Origin of the sequence: Peptostreptococcus equinus, from assembly GCF_027125355.1 — a bacterium.
In the GTDB taxonomy this organism is placed as follows: Bacteria; Bacillota; Clostridia; order Peptostreptococcales; family Peptostreptococcaceae; genus Peptostreptococcus; species Peptostreptococcus equinus.
Genome location: NZ_CP114052.1, coordinates 49,920 through 67,847, shown reverse-complemented (window position 1 = coordinate 67,847; position 17,928 = coordinate 49,920). Strand labels below are relative to the sequence as shown.

Below are 17,928 nucleotides of genomic sequence, written 5' to 3'. Positions count from 1 at the left end.
TTTAATAGTTTTACCCTACTAACTATAATATACAAATTAAAAAGAGACGGACCTTAAATAAAATATCCATCTCTTTTTGAATCTATTTAATTTTTTTATCCATTAACATGTATATTGGAAGTCCTAGCAACATTATTACTATACCACCAACTGCTAGTAAAGTACTTGTAAATAATTGGTTTATTAATACAAATAGTCCACTCGCTATAGCTAATATAGGAACTATAGGATAAAGTGGTACTTTATATGCTCTTTCAATATCTGGTTTTCTCTTTCTAAGTATTATTACACCTATAAACGATAATACTATAAATATCCATATTGAGAATACTGCAAAATCAGTCAACATATTGAATTGTCCTGACAAAGCATATAATGATGAAATAACTCCTAATATAATTAATGAATTTCCAGGTGCTCCACTCTTATTAATTTTTGAAATCATTTCACTCTTAGGCGTATGTTTATCCTGGCCTAGTGCAAATAAAACTCTAGATCCAGTAAATATATATGCATTAGTTGCACCAAATACTGAAATCATTATACCTACACCAATTATATTCGCGCCAACTGGTCCCAATATCTTTAGAGCTACAGCACTACCAGGAGACACGCTATTAGCAAGCTCACTAGCAGGTAAAACCCATAAGAATGAAACATTAATCAACAAATATATTGCAGCTACTATAGAGATACCTCCCAAAATAGCTTTTGGTAAATCTCTACCTGGATTTTTCATCTCACCTGCAAGCGCTGTCACATTTATCCATCCATCAAATGCAAAGAAAATTGCCATCAATATTTTACCAATAGATGAAACTGGATTGACTCCTTCTGCAATCATCGGACTAGTAATTGGATTATTTCCTTTTCCTAAGGCAAAACCAACTATTATAAATGCTACTAATACCAATACTTTACAGATTGTAGATATATTTTGTATCAGAGATCCAGATTTGCTTCCTAATGAATTTAAAAATACCAAAATTAAAATAGTAAAAATAGCAACTGGTAACTTCAGATACGATATACCTGATAAAACTACGAACTGATCTGCAAATACAACTCCTAATGCTGCAATCATACCAGGAAAAAATAGGACTGATTGAACCCATCCAGATACAAAACCTACCTTATCCCCATAAATTTCTTTGATATACATCATCATTCCACCCGTTTTAGGAATTACTGATGCTAACTCTGCTATTGTGAGTCCAGCACAAATTGTAATTATAGCTGCAAGAACCCATCCTAACATACCCAAACCTGGAGCTCCACCTGTTGCAGTATAAATAGCTTGAGGTTTAAAAAATACACCCGAACCTATTACGCCTCCTATTAAGGTAGAAAGAGCTGCGGTTAATCCAAGATTTTTTTCTAACTTGTTACTTTCCATAGGCTACCTCTTTTCTAATTCTAAATTATTTATTAGTAAAACTATTCTAACACAGCATTTACTTCATTACAACCATTAAATTAAAGTAAAGTATGTTTATTTTTTAATTTTCAAAACTAGTACCTTTTAAAAACTTTTATAAACTTTATTTTAATATGTATAATAAAATCTATAGTTTATTAAATATATCCTAATTTAAGTTTGCTTCATGAATATAAGTCTTATTTAAATAAAGCTTTATATGTATTTGTGCAATAAAAAAAATATTTAGAAAATTTGCTTTTTAATAAAGGGTTTTTAGGCATCAATATAGAATATTATAAATATTGATGTGTTGATTGCATGCACATAAAAATATACTTAAAGGTGGTGCTCTTATGAAAATATATAATAGTCAAAGTATAAGGAATATAGCAGTCTTAGGACATAGTGGCTGTGGTAAAACTAATTTGTTAGAAACCATAGCCCATGCCGCAAATATCAATAAAATTCCTAAATTAAGTTCTAATGTACAATCAACTTATAATATGAGCCTTATGCCCATAGAATATCAAGAAATAAAATTCAATTTTTTGGATACTCCAGGCTATACAGATTTTTCCGGTGATATGATATCTGCTCTTGCAGCTAGTGATGCAGCTATTATAGTAATAGATGCTACAGATCCTCTTCAAGTAGGAACAGAGAAAGCATTGGAGTTGAGTCAGGGTATACCTAAAATCATGTTTATAAATAAAATCGATAATGAAAAAGCTAGATATAAAGATGTGATAGAAATGCTTAATGACAAATTTGAAAATAAAATTGTTCCAATGATTTCACCAGAATTTAAAGACGGAAAATTCATCAAGCTTCATAATCTATTTGAGGATTACGAAGGTTTAGAGGGAGAATTTGTGGAACAAGCAAAAAAAGCATATGATGCACTTATGGAACTTGTAGCAGAAACCGATGATGAGTATTTAGAAAAATATTTTGAAGGTCAAGAATTAACTACTGATGAAATTAAACACGGTATAGTTACAGGTGTAAAAAGAGGAGATATTATACCAGTTATATCTGGATCAACAATCAACAATGTAGGTACAAATGAAATATTAAACTCACTTTCAAATTACATAGATCCAAAGTACTCAGATGAAAGAAATCCTTTTAAAGCAACTGTTTTTAAGACTTTTATAGATCCATTTGTAGGTAAAATTTCTTATCTAAAAATAACACAAGGAACAATAAAAAAAGACCAAGAAGTATATTATTTAAAGGATCAAACTAAAGAGAAAATATCAAATATATATACGATGCGCGGTAGTGAGTTAATAGAATTAGATAAGGCATTTGCTGGAGATATCATAGTTCTTACAAAATATCAAAAGTTAGCAACTGGTGATTGTATATCAACTGATAAAAATGAAATTTCTGACATAGAATTAGAATTTCCTAAACCACAGATTTACTATGCTATTAGTCCACAAAATAAAAATGATGATGATAAAATGTCTAATGTAGTAAATAAACTAGTAGATGAAGATCCTACTTTAGACTATTATAGAAATAAAGAAACACACCAAGCCCTTTTAGGAGGCCAAGGAGATTTACACATAAATACGGCTATAAATAAAATGAAAGATAAATTTGGCTTGAATATAGATATATCTGATATAAAGGTTCCTTATAGAGAGACTATCAAAGGTTCATCTGATGTAGAAGGAAAACACAAAAAACAATCAGGTGGTCATGGTCAATATGGTCATGTAAAAATTAAATTTTCAAGAAGTGATAAAGATTTTGAATTTACAGAAGAACTTTTTGGTGGATCAGTACCAAAATCATATCTTCCTGCAGTAGAAAAAGGCTTATTAGATTCTATGGAAAAAGGTGTCTTAGCTGGTTATCCAGTTACAAATATAAAGGCAATATTATATGATGGATCTTATCATGATGTAGATTCATCAGAAATGGCATTTAAGATGGCCTCATCAATAGCTTTTAAAAAGGGTATGGAAGAGGCTAAGCCAATTCTACTAGAACCTATTATGAAGCTAAAAATTACCATACCAGAAGAATATTTAGGTGATGTAATGGGTGATATGAACAAAAGAAGAGGAAAAATTTTGGGTATGGAATCAGATGGCAAGTCAAAGCAAGTATTAGAGGCTCTAGCACCACAAGGAGAAACTTTTAAATATTTAATAGATCTAAAATCAATGACTCAAGGTAGAGGATTTTTTGAAATGGAATTTGATAGTTACAGTGAAGTTCCTGCAAATGTAGCAGAAAAGATTATAGCAAATAAAAAATAGTATATTCAATTATTTATATTTATCAAAGAAAAATAACGCTGATTATCAGCGTTATTTTCTTTTTATTATTGAATTTTATGAGTTTTTATTCTTCTTCCTCATCATCATTTTCCTCAAACTGCATTAATAGTTGCTTATCTATTACCATATCATCTACATTTACCTTTATTTCAGAAATTGTACCTGATGTTTTTGCAACTATATTTGTTTCCATTTTCATAGCTTCAATTACTATTAAAGGCTGATTTTCCACTACCTTATCGCCTTTTTTCACTAGTATCTTGACAACTTTACCTGGAATACTTGCACCTACTTGATGTGGATCATTCATATCTGCTTTTTCTACATTTACAACCTTACCAGAATAGTTCATGTCTTTGACTTCTACTTCTCTTAACATACCATTTAATTCAAATGTAAGATTTCTTGTAGCATCTTCTTTAGGTTCTCCGATATCTACTAATTTTATAGTAAGATTTTTACCTTCTTCTATTTCAACTTCACATTCTTGACCTATATTTAAACCATAGAAAAATACATCTGATTCTAGTTCACTTACATCATTAAAATCTCTAACATGGTTAATATAATCATCAAATACCTTTGGATAAAGTGCATAACTTAATATCTGTCTCTTAGTTGGTTCTTTTACTTGTAAATCTTCTTTTATGTGTTTTTCAATAGCATCAAAATCTTCATCTGCTAGCAATGAACCTGGTCTAGCTGTAATTGCTGGTTCTCCCTTTAGTACTACTTCCTGTAGGGCCTTTGGTACTCCACCCTCTGGTTGGCCAATCATTCCCTTACAAAAATCTACTAGTGAATCTGGGAAAGATAAATTCTTACCTTCTTCAATAATATTTTCTTCAGTTAAACCATTCTTTGTCATAAATATAGCTAAGTCACCAACAACCTTTGATGATGGAGTAACCTTGATTATATCTCCTACTACTCTATTTGCAACTTTATAGTTTTCCTTTACTTCTTCAAATCTATTTACTAAACCTAATGAATCTGCCTGAGGTTTTAAATTAGTATACTGTCCGCCTGGTATCTCAAAATCATATATTTCAGCATTTGAATTTGTAAGATCACTTTCAAATTTATAATAAACTTTTCTTAAATCTCTATAATATTTACCAAGTTCATTATATCCAAACATATCTATCTGTGGATCCCTATCAGTAAATTTAAGAGCTTCTATTGTTGAGTTTAGAGATGGTTGAGACGTAATTCCTGCCATTGATTCTAAAGCTGCATCCACTATATCTACTCCTGCTTGAGAGGCCATTAATAACGTTGATACACCATTACCACTTGTATCATGAGTATGTAGGTGAATTGGTACACTTACATTTTGCTTTAAGGCAGTGATTAATTCATAGGCTGCATATGGCTTAAGTAAACCTGCCATATCCTTGATACCTATAATATCTGAACCTGCTGCTTCTAATTCTCTTGCCATATTTACATAATAATCCAATGTATATTTAGTCTTATCTGGATCTAGCACATCTCCTGTATAACACATAGCTGATTCAACTATTTTTCCAGTTTCGTTGGCAACATAAATAGATTGTTTCATATTTTCAACCCAGTTTAGTGAGTCAAATATTCTAAATACATCTATACCTGAATTAGCACTTTCTTTTATAAATTCACGTATTACGTTATCTGGATAGTTCTTGTATCCCACACCATTAGATGCTCTAAGTAACATCTGGAAATTTATACTCGGTATAGCCTCTCTTAATTTGTGAAGTCTGTTCCATGGTGATTCTTTTAAGAATCTATAAGCAACATCAAATGTTGCCCCACCCCACATTTCAAGAGAGAATAAATCTTTTTGATAATGTTCTGTAGCTTCAGCAACAGCCATTAAATCATGTGTTCTAAGTCTAGTAGCTATTAAAGATTGATGAGCATCTCTCATAGTAGTGTCAGTGAAAAGTAATTTCTTTTCATTTTTAATTTCTTTAATATATTCTTCTTTTCCTAACCTTAGAAGTTTCTCTCTACTACCTTCAATATTTTTGACTTGTCTGATTCTTGGTTCATATAGAGAATCAAATTCTCTTCTTTCACCGCATTTATTATCATTAACTACTACATTACCTATAAACTTAAGTAACTTAGTACCTCTATCTTTGCTTTCTTTAATATCAAATAGTTGAGGATTTTCATCTATAAAGTTTGTTGAACATTCCCCATTTATAAACTTTGGATCCAGTAACACGTTTACTAAGAAGCCTACATTTGTCTTAACTCCTCTAACTCTCATTTCCTTTATAGATCTTACCATCTTATTGATGGCTCCTTGGAAAGTTCTATCATGAGATATAGTCTTCACAAGTAGAGAATCATAGTATGGACTGATTGTAGCCCCTGTAAATCCATTACCACCATCTAGACGTATACCGGCACCTGAACCTGATCTATAAACTTGTATCTTTCCTGTATCAGGCATGAAATTTTTCTTTGGATCTTCAGTTGTAATTCTACACTGAATTGAATATCCCCTTACTTCTACATCATCCTGTGATTTAATATCTATCTCAGGATCGCTTAATTTGTAACCTTGTGCAATCCTAATCTGACTCTGAACAATATCTATACCAGTTACAAGCTCTGTTACAGTATGTTCAACCTGAACTCTAGTGTTCATTTCAATAAAATAGTGATTTCCATGTTTATCTACAAGGAATTCTAAAGTACCTGCATTTGAGTATCTTACATGTTTTGCTATCTTAACAGCATCTTCACATATTTTTTCTCTAATTTTCTCGTCTAATGAAAAAGCTGGTGCAAATTCAATGATTTTCTGATGTCTTCTCTGCACAGAGCAATCTCTTTCATATAAATGTACTATATTTCCATATTTATCTCCAAGAATCTGAACCTCTATATGCTTTGGATCTTCAATATATTTTTCAATAAATACTAAATCTTCACCAAATGCTTTTCTAGATTCACTTCTTGCATTTTCAAACTCTATTTCTAAATCCTCTTCACGGCGTACTATTCTCATACCTCTTCCACCACCGCCATTAGAAGCCTTTAACATAATTGGATAACCTATTTCAGAGGCTATTTTTTTTGCTTCTTTAAGTGATTTTAAGGCTTTTTCAACACCTGGTATTGTAGGCACATTAGCTTCGTGGGCCACTAACTTAGAATTTATCTTATCACCAAGTCTTTTCATTATACTAGAATCTGGACCTATAAATGTGATTCCATTTTCTTCACATCTACGAGCGAATTCAGCATTTTCAGATAAGAAACCATATCCTGGATGTATTGCATCAACTTTTTTTCTTTTCGCTAATGAAATTATTCCATCTATATCTAGATAAGCGTCAACTGGACCTTTTCCCTCACCAATAAGGTAAGATTCATCTGCTTTTGTTCTAAATAGACCATATTTATCTTCTTCGCTATAGATACCTACACTTCTAATTTGTAATTCAGCACAGGCTCTAAAAATTCTTATGGCAATTTCGCCTCTATTGGCTACTAAGACCTTATTAAACTTTTTAAGCATATTTTAACCTCCACTTTATTTTTTAATTCAATATATCTATTATATATCAATCTCACTTTATTTTAAATACGTTTTTTCAAATTTCTAATAAATTAATGAATTATGCTTTTTTATTTAAGTTAATAACATTATTTTTTGAGCATTCTAAATTTTTATAAAGTTTTCTGAAAATAAAATATTTATTGGACAATATTTTATGAAACTTAAGGACTAAAAAATTTCAATTTTTTGAAAGTAAAAATTTATTTGATGATGCATATTATTTTCTATCGGTTATCTAATTATATGTACTAGTTTATTTCTATATATTATATTTTACTTATTAATTTTTACTATTTGTTATAATTTCTCTTCAATATATATACATTTACTTAAACTTTTTTTTAATATATTGTTTTCTAAATCAATTAATTTGCATTGACATCACTTATTAATATTATATATAATAAAAGTAAATTAGTTAGAAATATAACTATTGTTTTTAACTAAAAATAATTATATTACTTGGAGGTTATATATGAAACTTAAAAAAAAATTAGTTAAAGTACTGGCTCTCACTATGATTTTGCAAACTTCTGCACCATTAATTAGCCAAAGTGTGTATGCCGAGGAGTTAAAGGAAAATTCTATCTCGACTCAAGAAAATATTGTTGAAAAAAGTCAAAATGAACTTGATGAACTTAAACCTACAGTAGAGGGTACAAAGTATGAATCTATGTTAAATAAGCTTGAAAAGTCTTCTGATGAGTTAGAAACAGATATACAGAACTACTCTTCAAATGGAGACAGAGCCAATCCTGAAACTATATATGATTTAAATAGCATAGGACCTAGAGTTGAATTATTATTGAAATCTATAGAAGCAATTAAATTTGCATCAGATGAACTTTCTACTAAAGTAGAAAAAGCACATAGCGAAATAGGATTTGAAATTGCTAGAGCAACAGTTAAAATTGCAAATCCTTTTGAAAGTGTAGATAATATACAAAAAGAAATAGATAAGTTAGATGCATTAATGAATAAATTATTATCTTATCCTGAAATAGGACCTGAAGATAAGGCTACAATATATGCCAAAGCCAAATTAAGAAAAGCTATATGGAACACTAGATTTGTAAGAGATAAGCAAATATTAGGAAAGAAATCATATACTACTTATAATAATTTAAATAAAGAAATAACTAAATCTGTTGGTATTCAATTAAACCCTAAAACAAAGGTAAAAGATGTAGATAATGCAGTTGATAATTTACAGAAAGCTTTAAATATTGCACTTAATGCTAAATAGTATTAAAAATAAATTTTATAATATAGCTTAAGCACCTTTATAGCGTTCTTAAGCTATATACAATAAAATATTAAATATAAAAGACTCTAGATAAAATCTAGAGTCTTTTTAACGTGGCTACGTCCTATTCTCCCAGGCAGCTTCCCACCAAGTACCTTCAGCGCTAAAGAGCTTAACTTCTGTGTTCGGTATGGGAACAGGTGTATCCTCTTTGCTGTAATAACCACATATTTAATTGAAAGTTTGTACCTTCAAAACTGAATATATTATGTATTATGTCATCTTTTTTGGTCAAGTCCTCGATCTATTAGTATCAGTAAGCTACATACATTGCTGCACTTACACCTCTGACCTATCAACCAGGTAGTCTTCCTGGGATCTTAACCTTGCGGTGGGAAATCTTATCTTGAAGTTGGCTTCGCGCTTAGATGCTTTCAGCGCTTATCCTTTCCATACATAGCTACCCAGCTATGCCCTTGGCAGAACAACTGGTACACCAGAGGTATGTCCATCCCGGTCCTCTCGTACTAAGGACAGATCTTCTCAAATTTCCTACGCCTGCGACGGATAGGGACCGAACTGTCTCACGACGTTCTGAACCCAGCTCGCGTACCACTTTAATGGGCGAACAGCCCAACCCTTGGGACCAACTACAGCCCCAGGATGTGATGAGCCGACATCGAGGTGCCAAACCTCCCCGTCGATGTGGACTCTTGGGGGAGATAAGCCTGTTATCCCCAGGGTAGCTTTTATCCGTTGAGCGATGGCCCTTCCATTCAGAACCACCGGATCACTAAGTCCGTATTTCTACCTTGCTCGACCTGTATGTCTTGCAATCAAGCTCCCTTTTGCCTTTACACTCTTCGTACGATTTCCGACCGTACTGAGGGAACCTTTGAGCGCCTCCGTTACCTTTTGGGAGGCGACCGCCCCAGTCAAACTGCCCACCAGACAGTGTCCCAAGACCAGATTCATGGCCTATGGTTAGAGTCCCAATACTACAAGGGTGGTATCCCAAGGCTGACTCCATCAAAACTGACGCCCTGATTTCATAGTCTCCCACCTATCCTGTACATGTAGTATCGAAACCCAATGTCAAGCTACAGTAAAGCTCCATGGGGTCTTTCCGTCCTGTCGCAGGTACCCGGCATCTTCACCGGGATTACAATTTCACCGAGTCTGTTGTTGAGACAGTGCCCAAATCGTTACGCCTTTCGTGCGGGTCGGAACTTACCCGACAAGGAATTTCGCTACCTTAGGACCGTTATAGTTACGGCCGCCGTTTACTGGGGCTTAAGATCACTGCTTCGATTGCTCTAACAGATCCCCTTAACCTTCCAGCACCGGGCAGGCGTCAGCTCCTATACATCGTCTTGCGACTTAGCAGAAACCTATGTTTTTGGTAAACAGTCGCTTGGGCCAATTCTCTGCGGCCCCATTTCTGGGGCACCCCTTATCCCTAAGTTACGGGGTCATTTTGCCGAGTTCCTTAACAACAGTTCTCTCGCTGGCCTTAGGATACTCTCCTCACCCACCTGTGTCGGTTTGCGGTACGGGTACCTTTAATCTCGATAGAGACTTTTCTCGACAGTGTGAAATCAGCTGCTTCGCTACTTAGTTTCGCTCCCATTCGTATCCTAGCATTAATCAAACGGATTTGCCTATTTGATCTGCCTCAATACTTAGACACACATAACCAACAGTGTGCTCAGCTTATCCTACTGTGTCATCCCATCTCTCAAACGATTATCGGTAGTACAGGAATATCAACCTGTTATCCATCGCCTACGCCTTTCGGCCTGAGCTTAGGTCCCGACTAACCCAGGGAGGACGAACCTTCCCCTGGAAACCTTGGGTTTACGGCCTGAGGGATTCTCACCCTCATCTCGCTACTCATGCCAACATTCTCTCTCCCATACTGTCCACAGCTCCTTACGGTACTGCTTCATCCTGCATGGGAAGCTCCTCTACCCATCATATTTGATGCCGTAGCTTCGGTAGTATGTTTTAGCCCCGGAAATCTTCGGCGCAGGATCACTCGACCAGTGAGCTATTACGCACTCTTTAAATGAATGGCTGCTTCTAAGCCAACATCCTGGTTGTCTATGCAATCCCACATCCTTTACCACTTAACATACATTTTGGGACCTTAGCTGACGGTCTGGGCTCTTTCCCTTTCGACTATGAACCTTATCACCCACAGTCTGACTCCTGAATAAAAGATTATGGCATTCGGAGTTTGATAGTCTTCGGTAAGTGCAATACCCCCTAGGACATTCAGTGCTCTACCTCCACATCTCTACATTCAAGGCTAGCCCTAAAGCTATTTCGAGGAGAACCAGCTATCTCCGAGCTCGATTGGAATTTCACCGCTACCCACAAGTCATCCCCGCACTTTTCAACGTACGTGGGTTCGGACCTCCGCGAAATTTTACTTTCGTTTCATCCTGCTCATGGGTAGGTCGCCCGGTTTCGGGTCTACGTCATGTAACTAATTCGCCCAGTTAAGACTCGCTTTCGCTACGGCTACACACCTGAAGTGCTTAACCTTGCCACATAACGTAACTCGTTGGCCCGTTCTACAAAAAGTACGCGGTCACGCGAATAATGCGCTCCCACAGATTGTAAGTGTAGGGTTTCAGGTTCTATTTCACTCCCCTCCCGGGGTTCTTTTCACCTTTCCCTCACGGTACTATTCACTATCGGTCACTAGGTAGTATTTAGCCTTGGTGGATGGTCCCACCTGCTTCCCACAAGGTTTCACGTGTCTCGTGGTACTCTGGATCATGTCGGAGTCTTCTTGCTTTGTTTACGGGACTATTACCCTCTGTGGTCGAACTTTCCAGAACTGTTCTACTCACAATACCTCTCCTTTGTGACATGTCCGCAACCCCAAATTAGTAAACTAACTTGGTTTGGGCTCTTCCGCGTTCGCTCGCCGCTACTTACGGAATCGAATTTCTTTCTCTTCCTTCAGGTACTTAGATGTTTCAGTTCCCTGAGTTCCCCTCCATAGACTATGTATTCATCTAGGGATACTTGAACATTACTTCAAGTGAGTTTCCTCATTCAGAAATCTTTGGATCAAAGTGTATGTGCCACTCCCCAAAGCTTATCGCAGCTTATCACGTCTTTCATCGGCTCCTAGTGCCAAGGCATCCGCCCTACACCCTTAATAACTTGACCAGTTATTATTGAGATTTTTCTAAATTTAAGACTTACGTCTTGTTAAGAATAATTGGTGTTTTTACAAGTTTTCTCTTGGATAGATTACTATCATTTTATTAGATGTCATTGTATATCACAATATATTCAGTTTTCAAGGTACAAATGGTGGAGATGAGGAGAGTCGAACTCCTGACCCCTTGCTTGCAAGGCAAGTGCTCTCCCAACTGAGCTACACCCCCATAACATTTTTTTAAATTTTAAAGATTCAAAATGAACCTTCAAAATTGAACAGCAGGTAATTCTCCTTAGAAAGGAGGTGATCCAGCCGCACCTTCCGATACGGCTACCTTGTTACGACTTCACCCCAGTTATCGACTCCACCTTCGACGATTTCCTCCTTACGGTTGGATAATCGGCTTCGGGTGTTTCCGACTCCCATGGTGTGACGGGCGGTGTGTACAAGACCCGGGAACGCATTCACCGCAGCATTCTGATCTGCGATTACTAGTAACTCCAGCTTCATGTAGGCGAGTTTCAGCCTACAATCCGAACTGAGAATGGCTTTAAGGGATTAGCTCCACCTCACGGTTTGGCAACCCTCTGTACCACCCATTGTAGCACGTGTGTAGCCCTAAGCATAAGGGGCATGATGATTTGACGTCATCCCCACCTTCCTCCAGGTTATCCCTGGCAGTCTCTCTAGAGTGCCCAACTAAATGCTGGCAACTAAAGACAAGGGTTGCGCTCGTTGCGGGACTTAACCCAACATCTCACGACACGAGCTGACGACAACCATGCACCACCTGTCACTTTAGCCCCGAAGGGAAGGTGTGATTAAACACCGGTCTAAAGGATGTCAAGCTTAGGTAAGGTTCTTCGCGTTGCTTCGAATTAAACCACATGCTCCGCTACTTGTGCGGGTCCCCGTCAATTCCTTTGAGTTTCACACTTGCGTGCGTACTCCCCAGGCGGAGTACTTAATGCGTTAGCTGCGGCACCGAGGGGGGTAACCCCCGACACCTAGTACTCATCGTTTACGGCGTGGACTACCAGGGTATCTAATCCTGTTTGCTACCCACGCTTTCGTGCCTCAGTGTCAGTTGCAGTCCAGAAAGCCGCCTTCGCTACTGGTGTTCCTCCCAATATCTACGCATTTCACCGCTACACTGGGAATTCCACTTTCCTCTCCTGCACTCAAGTCTTCCAGTTTCAGAGGCTGACTACGGTTGAGCCGTAGGCTTTAACCACTGACTTGAAAGACCACCTACGCACCCTTTACGCCCAGTAAATCCGGATAACGCTAGCCCCCTACGTATTACCGCGGCTGCTGGCACGTAGTTAGCCGGGGCTTCCTCACAGGGTACCGTCATTATCTTCCCCTGCAACAGAACTTTACGATCCGAAGACCTTCATCGTTCACGCGGCGTTGCTGCATCAGGCTTTCGCCCATTGTGCAATATTCCCCACTGCTGCCTCCCGTAGGAGTTTGGACCGTGTCTCAGTTCCAATGTGGCCGATCACCCTCTCAGGTCGGCTACTGATCGTTGCCTTGGTGGGCTGTTATCTCACCAACTAGCTAATCAGACGCGGGTCCATCCTATACCGCTAACACTTTGATACATCTACGATGCCATAAATGTACATTATCATGTATTAGTAAACTTTTCAGTATGTTATCCATGTGTATAGGGCAGGTTACCCACGCGTTACTCACCCGTCCGCCGCTCAACTTAAAGATGCAAGCATCAATAAGTCGCGCTCGACTTGCATGTGTTAGGCACGCCGCCAGCGTTCATCCTGAGCCAGGATCAAACTCTCATAAAAAATTTGTTCTGTGCTCAGACTATTGTTATCTCTAAAATATCTGGCTTGGTTTGTTTGTGGTTTAAATCTTGAAAAACTATTGTCTTATCAAGTTTAAACGATTAATCAATTTGCTATTTAAAGCTTATTGAATTAACCTGCTGTTCAATTTTCAAAGTTCATTTTCAGTCGTTCGTGACGACTTTTATATTATATCAAGAATAAATCTAAAAGTCAACACTTTTTTATTTATTTTTGTTTTTATTTTTCCTTGAGATATTTTTATTTATTTGTTCTCTCTCAAGGACAAGTAATACTATACCACCAATTAAAATTCTGGTCAATACTTTTTTAAATTTTTTTTTAAATTTTTTTCAAAAAACCTAAAATACCCTTTTTTTCATATATTTCCTCTTTTATAGATCCTACTGAATAACCAGCTTCTTCTATAGTATTCTTAAGCTTTTCAACTGGAAGATCTTTATCTGTTATAATTGTAGTGAGTTTTTCTGTATTTGATGACTTTACATCTTTTACAAAAAATTTTTCTTTTATTGCTTCATTTACATGTTTTTCACACATAGAGCACTGCATACCATCTACTTCTATACTAATCTTCTTCATATAAACTCCTCCATAGTATTCTTAAAATATAAATCCCAGTATTAAATACTGGGATTAGTGTCCCTGACTGGAATCGAACCAGCGACCTTTCGCTTAGGAGGCGAACGCTCTATCCTGCTGAGCTACAAAGACATGTTCAGAACTATCTCTATTCTACCACAAGCTATCGTAAATATCTACTTTATTACAACTATTATTAGAAATACATTTTTATATCATCACGTATTCACAAGTATATAATTATCTATTAACTTATTTATTCTATCACAAACAAATAGCAAATTGACTTGTTGAAAATATCTTAAACATAGACATGATATAATTTATATAATATAATTATATATATATTGTAAGGGATTCAATTATTTTAATTCTTTTAGAAATAATTATTTGTATTAAAGAAAGGAATTAATATGTTTATATTAAATTTAACTTATAAAAAATCTATCGACATAGTAGAAAAATATTTATCTGAGCACAATACTTATCTGGAAAAATACTACAATAGCGGTAACTTCATTTGTTCTGGTAGAAAAAATCCAAGGACTGGCGGTATAATATTATGCAATTTCGATAGCCTTGTTGACGTAAAGGAAGCCATTAAAGATGATCCTTTCTTAAAAGAAGGAATTGCTGATTACATGATTACTGAATTTATGCCTACAAAATATATTTCGTTATTTAAAGACATCCTTGATTAACTAAAATATCCCATAAATTTTTTAATAAAATTTGAATCCTTACTCTATTATTTAATACAATAAAAAAGACTCATAGACAATCTGTCTGTATAAGCCTTTTATATTATTTCATCTATATTTATTTTCTCGCTATCAAATTTTTGTATTTTACTGGCGGGATTAATCAAACAACATCACCATCCTATTTAAGAGATTCTCTTTTAGACGTTCTTCTCTTTCTCTGTTATATGCGTTGAATTCTCTTGAATCTTCTATATTCTTCATGTTTTTTTCATCTATCACTAATTCCTTAGTCATTTAAATCAATTCCTTTCTATTTATTAATCAAATAGCATTATCATCCTATATAACAAGTTATTTTTTATTCTTTCTTCTCTTTCTTTTTCTAATTGGTTAAAATCCTTATTCATAATTATTCCTCCTGCTTTACTTAAATACCTGCAAATTTTTACCTTTACTTTGATTGTTCATTTTTAGCTTCGATCTTCTGCTTTTTGAACCTTTACTTTTTTACCTGAATAACAATATGCCCCTTATATTTAGTCAAAACTCATTACTATTCTATAAAGTAAGTTATTCTTCATTCTTTCTTCTTTTTCTTTAGTCATTTCATTGAATTGTCTTGTCATTTTAAACACCTCCTTTGAATTTGTTTTTATTTATCTTTGTAATTATAGTATAACACCTTTAAATAAAAGGTCAACACCTTTGAATGTTAAGTATTTGAAACTTAAATTGCATATACTCCTTATTTTTATTATATTAAATTTTCATAACTTTTTTGTTTATTTTATAACATTTTTATTGTTTTATTTTAAAAATATTAAATAAAATGTGATTAAAAAATAAAAATATTTTTTTCTTTATTTCAGAAAAACATTTTCTAATGTCCTTTATTTGTAACTATTGAAGCTTAAATTGCAAGTGTCACACTAAAAGACAAACATTAGATAAAAATCACCTTATAATTAGATAAAAAATAGATAAACATTAGGTAAAAGTATTTTATAAGTTAGATAGACATTAGATAGGAATCAAATAAAAAAAAGATTGAAAATGAATATGATTTCTCATTTAATTTCAACCTTTTTATACTCTTTTTTTATTTGATTTTTAATTGTTCTTTTCCTAAAAATATGGGTTTTTTATGAATTATATATCTATTCATTATCAACGTTGATTCTCTAACTAATCTACTTGTTTTAGCATTCTAGGTAGTATATCTAATTTCAGTTTTTTTAATTTAATATCTATATTTGCAATTACCACCACTAGTTTTACTGTGTCATCTAGCTCATCCCATTTATATGCTCTTGAAGCTTGCACAGTATATCTTGGAAACATAGTTAAAAAATCACTTGTTAATGACTCTGCTTTTTCAAAGAAATAATCAACTGATTCATCATCTTCCCAGTTTAACCTCTTTTTGTCATCTATTTTTTTAGTTTCTATAGACAGCTTAAAAGCCATTACATCTTCCCTTTTACTGGCCTTTGTTAAATCTGTCTCAACCTTAAATAAAGTATCCTGTTCTATTGTTTTTCTTATTTCATCACTATCGACCAATTCATCCCTAAATACTACAAACATATTCCACCTCTAATAATATATAGTGCGCCTAGTAGGACTCGAACCCACAACTCACAGATCCGAAGTCTGCAGCTCTATCCAATTGAGCTATAGGCGCCCAATACTGATATTATACCTTAAAATTTGATTTTTGTGAAATGACTTTGCCTATTACTATTGATTATTGACATCGTTTCTGTCAATTGCTACTATATAATTAAATACTAAAATATATTTTGGAGGATACTATGAGAGAAAAAGTACTATCAAGATTTTTAAACTATGTTTCAATAGATACTTGTTCAGATCCTAACTCTGATCTAACTCCATCTACACAGAAACAGTTTGACCTAGCTAAAATATTAGTAAAAGAACTAGAAGAAATTGGCTTGGAAGATATTAGTTTAGATGACAACTGCTATTTAATGGCTAAGTTGCCTGCAAATGTAGAGGGAATTGGTGCTATAGGTTTTATTTCACATATGGACACAGCACCAGACATGACTGGTGCTAATGTTAAACCTAGAATAATAGAAAATTATAATGGTGAAGATATAGTGCTAAATGCTGAGAAAGATATAGTAACTAAAATAAAAGATTATCCTGAACTAGCTAGATTTAAAGGTCAATCACTAATTGTTACAGATGGAAATACTTTATTAGGTGCTGATGACAAAGCTGGTATAGCTGAGATAATAACAGCTGTAGAGTATCTAGCTAAACATCCTGAAATAAAGCATGGTGACATAATGGTAGGATTCACTCCTGATGAAGAAATAGGTAGAGGTGCTGATTTATTTGACGTAAAGAAATTTGGTGCTAAATATGCTTATACAATGGATGGCGGTGAAATGGGTGAATTAGAATATGAAACTTTCAATGCCGCAGCAGGAACTGTAACTATTCAGGGTAGAAATGTTCATCCAGGATCCGCCAAAGATAAAATGATAAATTCTCAATATATAGCAGCTGATGTAATGTCTGCCCTTCCAATAGCTGAAAGACCAGAATCAACTGAAGGCTATGAAGGATTCTATCATCTTACTGACATAAATGGTAATACAGAACAAACTGTATTAAAATATATAATCAGAGATCACAACAGAGAAAAATTTGAAGAAAGAAAATTATTCTTCCAAAAGAGTATAGAAGAAGTTTCTAAAAAATATAATGGTAGAGTAAGTGTTGAAATAAAAGATCAATACTATAACATGAGAGAGGTCGTAGAGCAAAACATGTTTATGGTTGATATAGCGGTTGATGCTATGAAAGATATAGGTATAGAACCTAATGTAATACCTATTAGAGGTGGTACAGATGGATCTAAATTATCCTTTATGGGATTACCTTGCCCTAACTTATTCGCCGGTGGAGTATACTTCCATGGTAGAAATGAATTTATAGCAATAGAAGCACTAGAAGCAGCATCTAAGTTGATAGTTAGAATTGCTGAAAAATATGCAGAAAATAAAATAAAGTAATATATAAATAAAAAGCAGGCAAATTTGATGAGTTATGTCAAATCGTCTGCTTTTTAT

Annotated in this window: 9 protein-coding genes, 3 tRNA genes and 3 rRNA genes; 4 read left to right on the top strand and 11 right to left on the bottom strand. The window is 34.5% G+C overall.

Annotated features, from left to right (window positions below):
• Nucleotides 1–82 precede the first annotated feature (82 nt).
• The gene (locus O0R46_RS00485) at nucleotides 83–1,396 is read right to left on the bottom strand and encodes an APC family permease (protein WP_269311660.1); all 1,314 of its coding nucleotides are present in this window, start codon (nucleotides 1,394–1,396) and stop codon (nucleotides 83–85) included.
• A 377-nt stretch (nucleotides 1,397–1,773) separates the two neighbouring features.
• Between O0R46_RS00485 and O0R46_RS00480 the strand changes: the two genes are divergently transcribed.
• Complete coding sequence (locus O0R46_RS00480) at nucleotides 1,774–3,696, top strand: elongation factor G (RefSeq protein ID WP_269311659.1); 1,923 nt, start codon at nucleotides 1,774–1,776, stop codon at nucleotides 3,694–3,696.
• 85 nt (nucleotides 3,697–3,781) lie between these two features.
• On the opposite strand, the gene O0R46_RS00475 is transcribed toward O0R46_RS00480, so the two are convergent.
• A complete protein-coding gene (locus O0R46_RS00475; protein ID WP_269311658.1) occupies nucleotides 3,782–7,237 on the bottom strand; it encodes a pyruvate carboxylase in 3,456 nt (1,151 codons plus the stop codon).
• Nucleotides 7,238–7,754: 517 nt separating this feature from the next.
• Here O0R46_RS00475 and O0R46_RS00470 point away from each other — a divergent pair.
• The gene (locus O0R46_RS00470; protein ID WP_269311657.1) at nucleotides 7,755–8,525 is read left to right on the top strand and encodes a CAMP factor family pore-forming toxin; all 771 of its coding nucleotides are present in this window, start codon (nucleotides 7,755–7,757) and stop codon (nucleotides 8,523–8,525) included.
• Nucleotides 8,526–8,636: 111 nt separating this feature from the next.
• Here O0R46_RS00470 and rrf read toward each other — a convergent pair.
• The 6 genes from rrf to O0R46_RS00440 form a co-directional block, all read right to left on the bottom strand.
• Nucleotides 8,637–8,753, bottom strand: a 5S ribosomal RNA gene (gene rrf / locus O0R46_RS00465).
• Nucleotides 8,754–8,812: 59 nt separating this feature from the next.
• A 23S ribosomal RNA gene (locus tag O0R46_RS00460) occupies nucleotides 8,813–11,711 on the bottom strand.
• Nucleotides 11,712–11,856: 145 nt separating this feature from the next.
• Nucleotides 11,857–11,932: transfer RNA gene (locus tag O0R46_RS00455), tRNA-Ala, on the bottom strand.
• 70 nt (nucleotides 11,933–12,002) lie between these two features.
• Nucleotides 12,003–13,517: ribosomal RNA gene (locus O0R46_RS00450) — 16S ribosomal RNA — on the bottom strand.
• The 16S, 23S and 5S rRNA genes sit together here with 1 tRNA gene alongside, the layout of an rRNA operon.
• A gap of 342 nt (nucleotides 13,518–13,859) precedes the next feature.
• A complete protein-coding gene (locus tag O0R46_RS00445) occupies nucleotides 13,860–14,120 on the bottom strand; it encodes a heavy-metal-associated domain-containing protein (protein WP_269311656.1) in 261 nt (86 codons plus the stop codon).
• 58 nt (nucleotides 14,121–14,178) lie between these two features.
• Nucleotides 14,179–14,252, bottom strand: a tRNA-Arg gene (locus tag O0R46_RS00440).
• Nucleotides 14,253–14,533: 281 nt separating this feature from the next.
• On the opposite strand from O0R46_RS00440, the gene O0R46_RS00435 reads away from it, so the two are divergent.
• Complete coding sequence (locus O0R46_RS00435) at nucleotides 14,534–14,821, top strand: YciI family protein (RefSeq protein ID WP_269311655.1); 288 nt, start codon at nucleotides 14,534–14,536, stop codon at nucleotides 14,819–14,821.
• A 159-nt stretch (nucleotides 14,822–14,980) separates the two neighbouring features.
• Here O0R46_RS00435 and O0R46_RS00430 read toward each other — a convergent pair whose 3' ends face one another.
• The 3 genes from O0R46_RS00430 to O0R46_RS00420 all read right to left on the bottom strand — a co-directional run bounded on the left by O0R46_RS00430 (nucleotide 14,981) and on the right by O0R46_RS00420 (nucleotide 16,508).
• Nucleotides 14,981–15,118, bottom strand: coding sequence for a hypothetical protein (locus tag O0R46_RS00430; protein ID WP_269311654.1), 138 nt, complete (start codon nucleotides 15,116–15,118; stop codon nucleotides 14,981–14,983).
• 891 nt (nucleotides 15,119–16,009) lie between these two features.
• A complete protein-coding gene (locus O0R46_RS00425) occupies nucleotides 16,010–16,411 on the bottom strand; it encodes a hypothetical protein (protein WP_269311653.1) in 402 nt (133 codons plus the stop codon).
• 23 nt (nucleotides 16,412–16,434) lie between these two features.
• Nucleotides 16,435–16,508: transfer RNA gene (locus tag O0R46_RS00420), tRNA-Arg, on the bottom strand.
• 130 nt (nucleotides 16,509–16,638) lie between these two features.
• Here O0R46_RS00420 and pepT point away from each other — a divergent pair.
• Complete coding sequence (gene pepT, locus O0R46_RS00415; RefSeq protein WP_269311652.1) at nucleotides 16,639–17,871, top strand: peptidase T; 1,233 nt, start codon at nucleotides 16,639–16,641, stop codon at nucleotides 17,869–17,871.
• The last annotated feature ends 57 nt before the right edge of the window (nucleotides 17,872–17,928 follow it).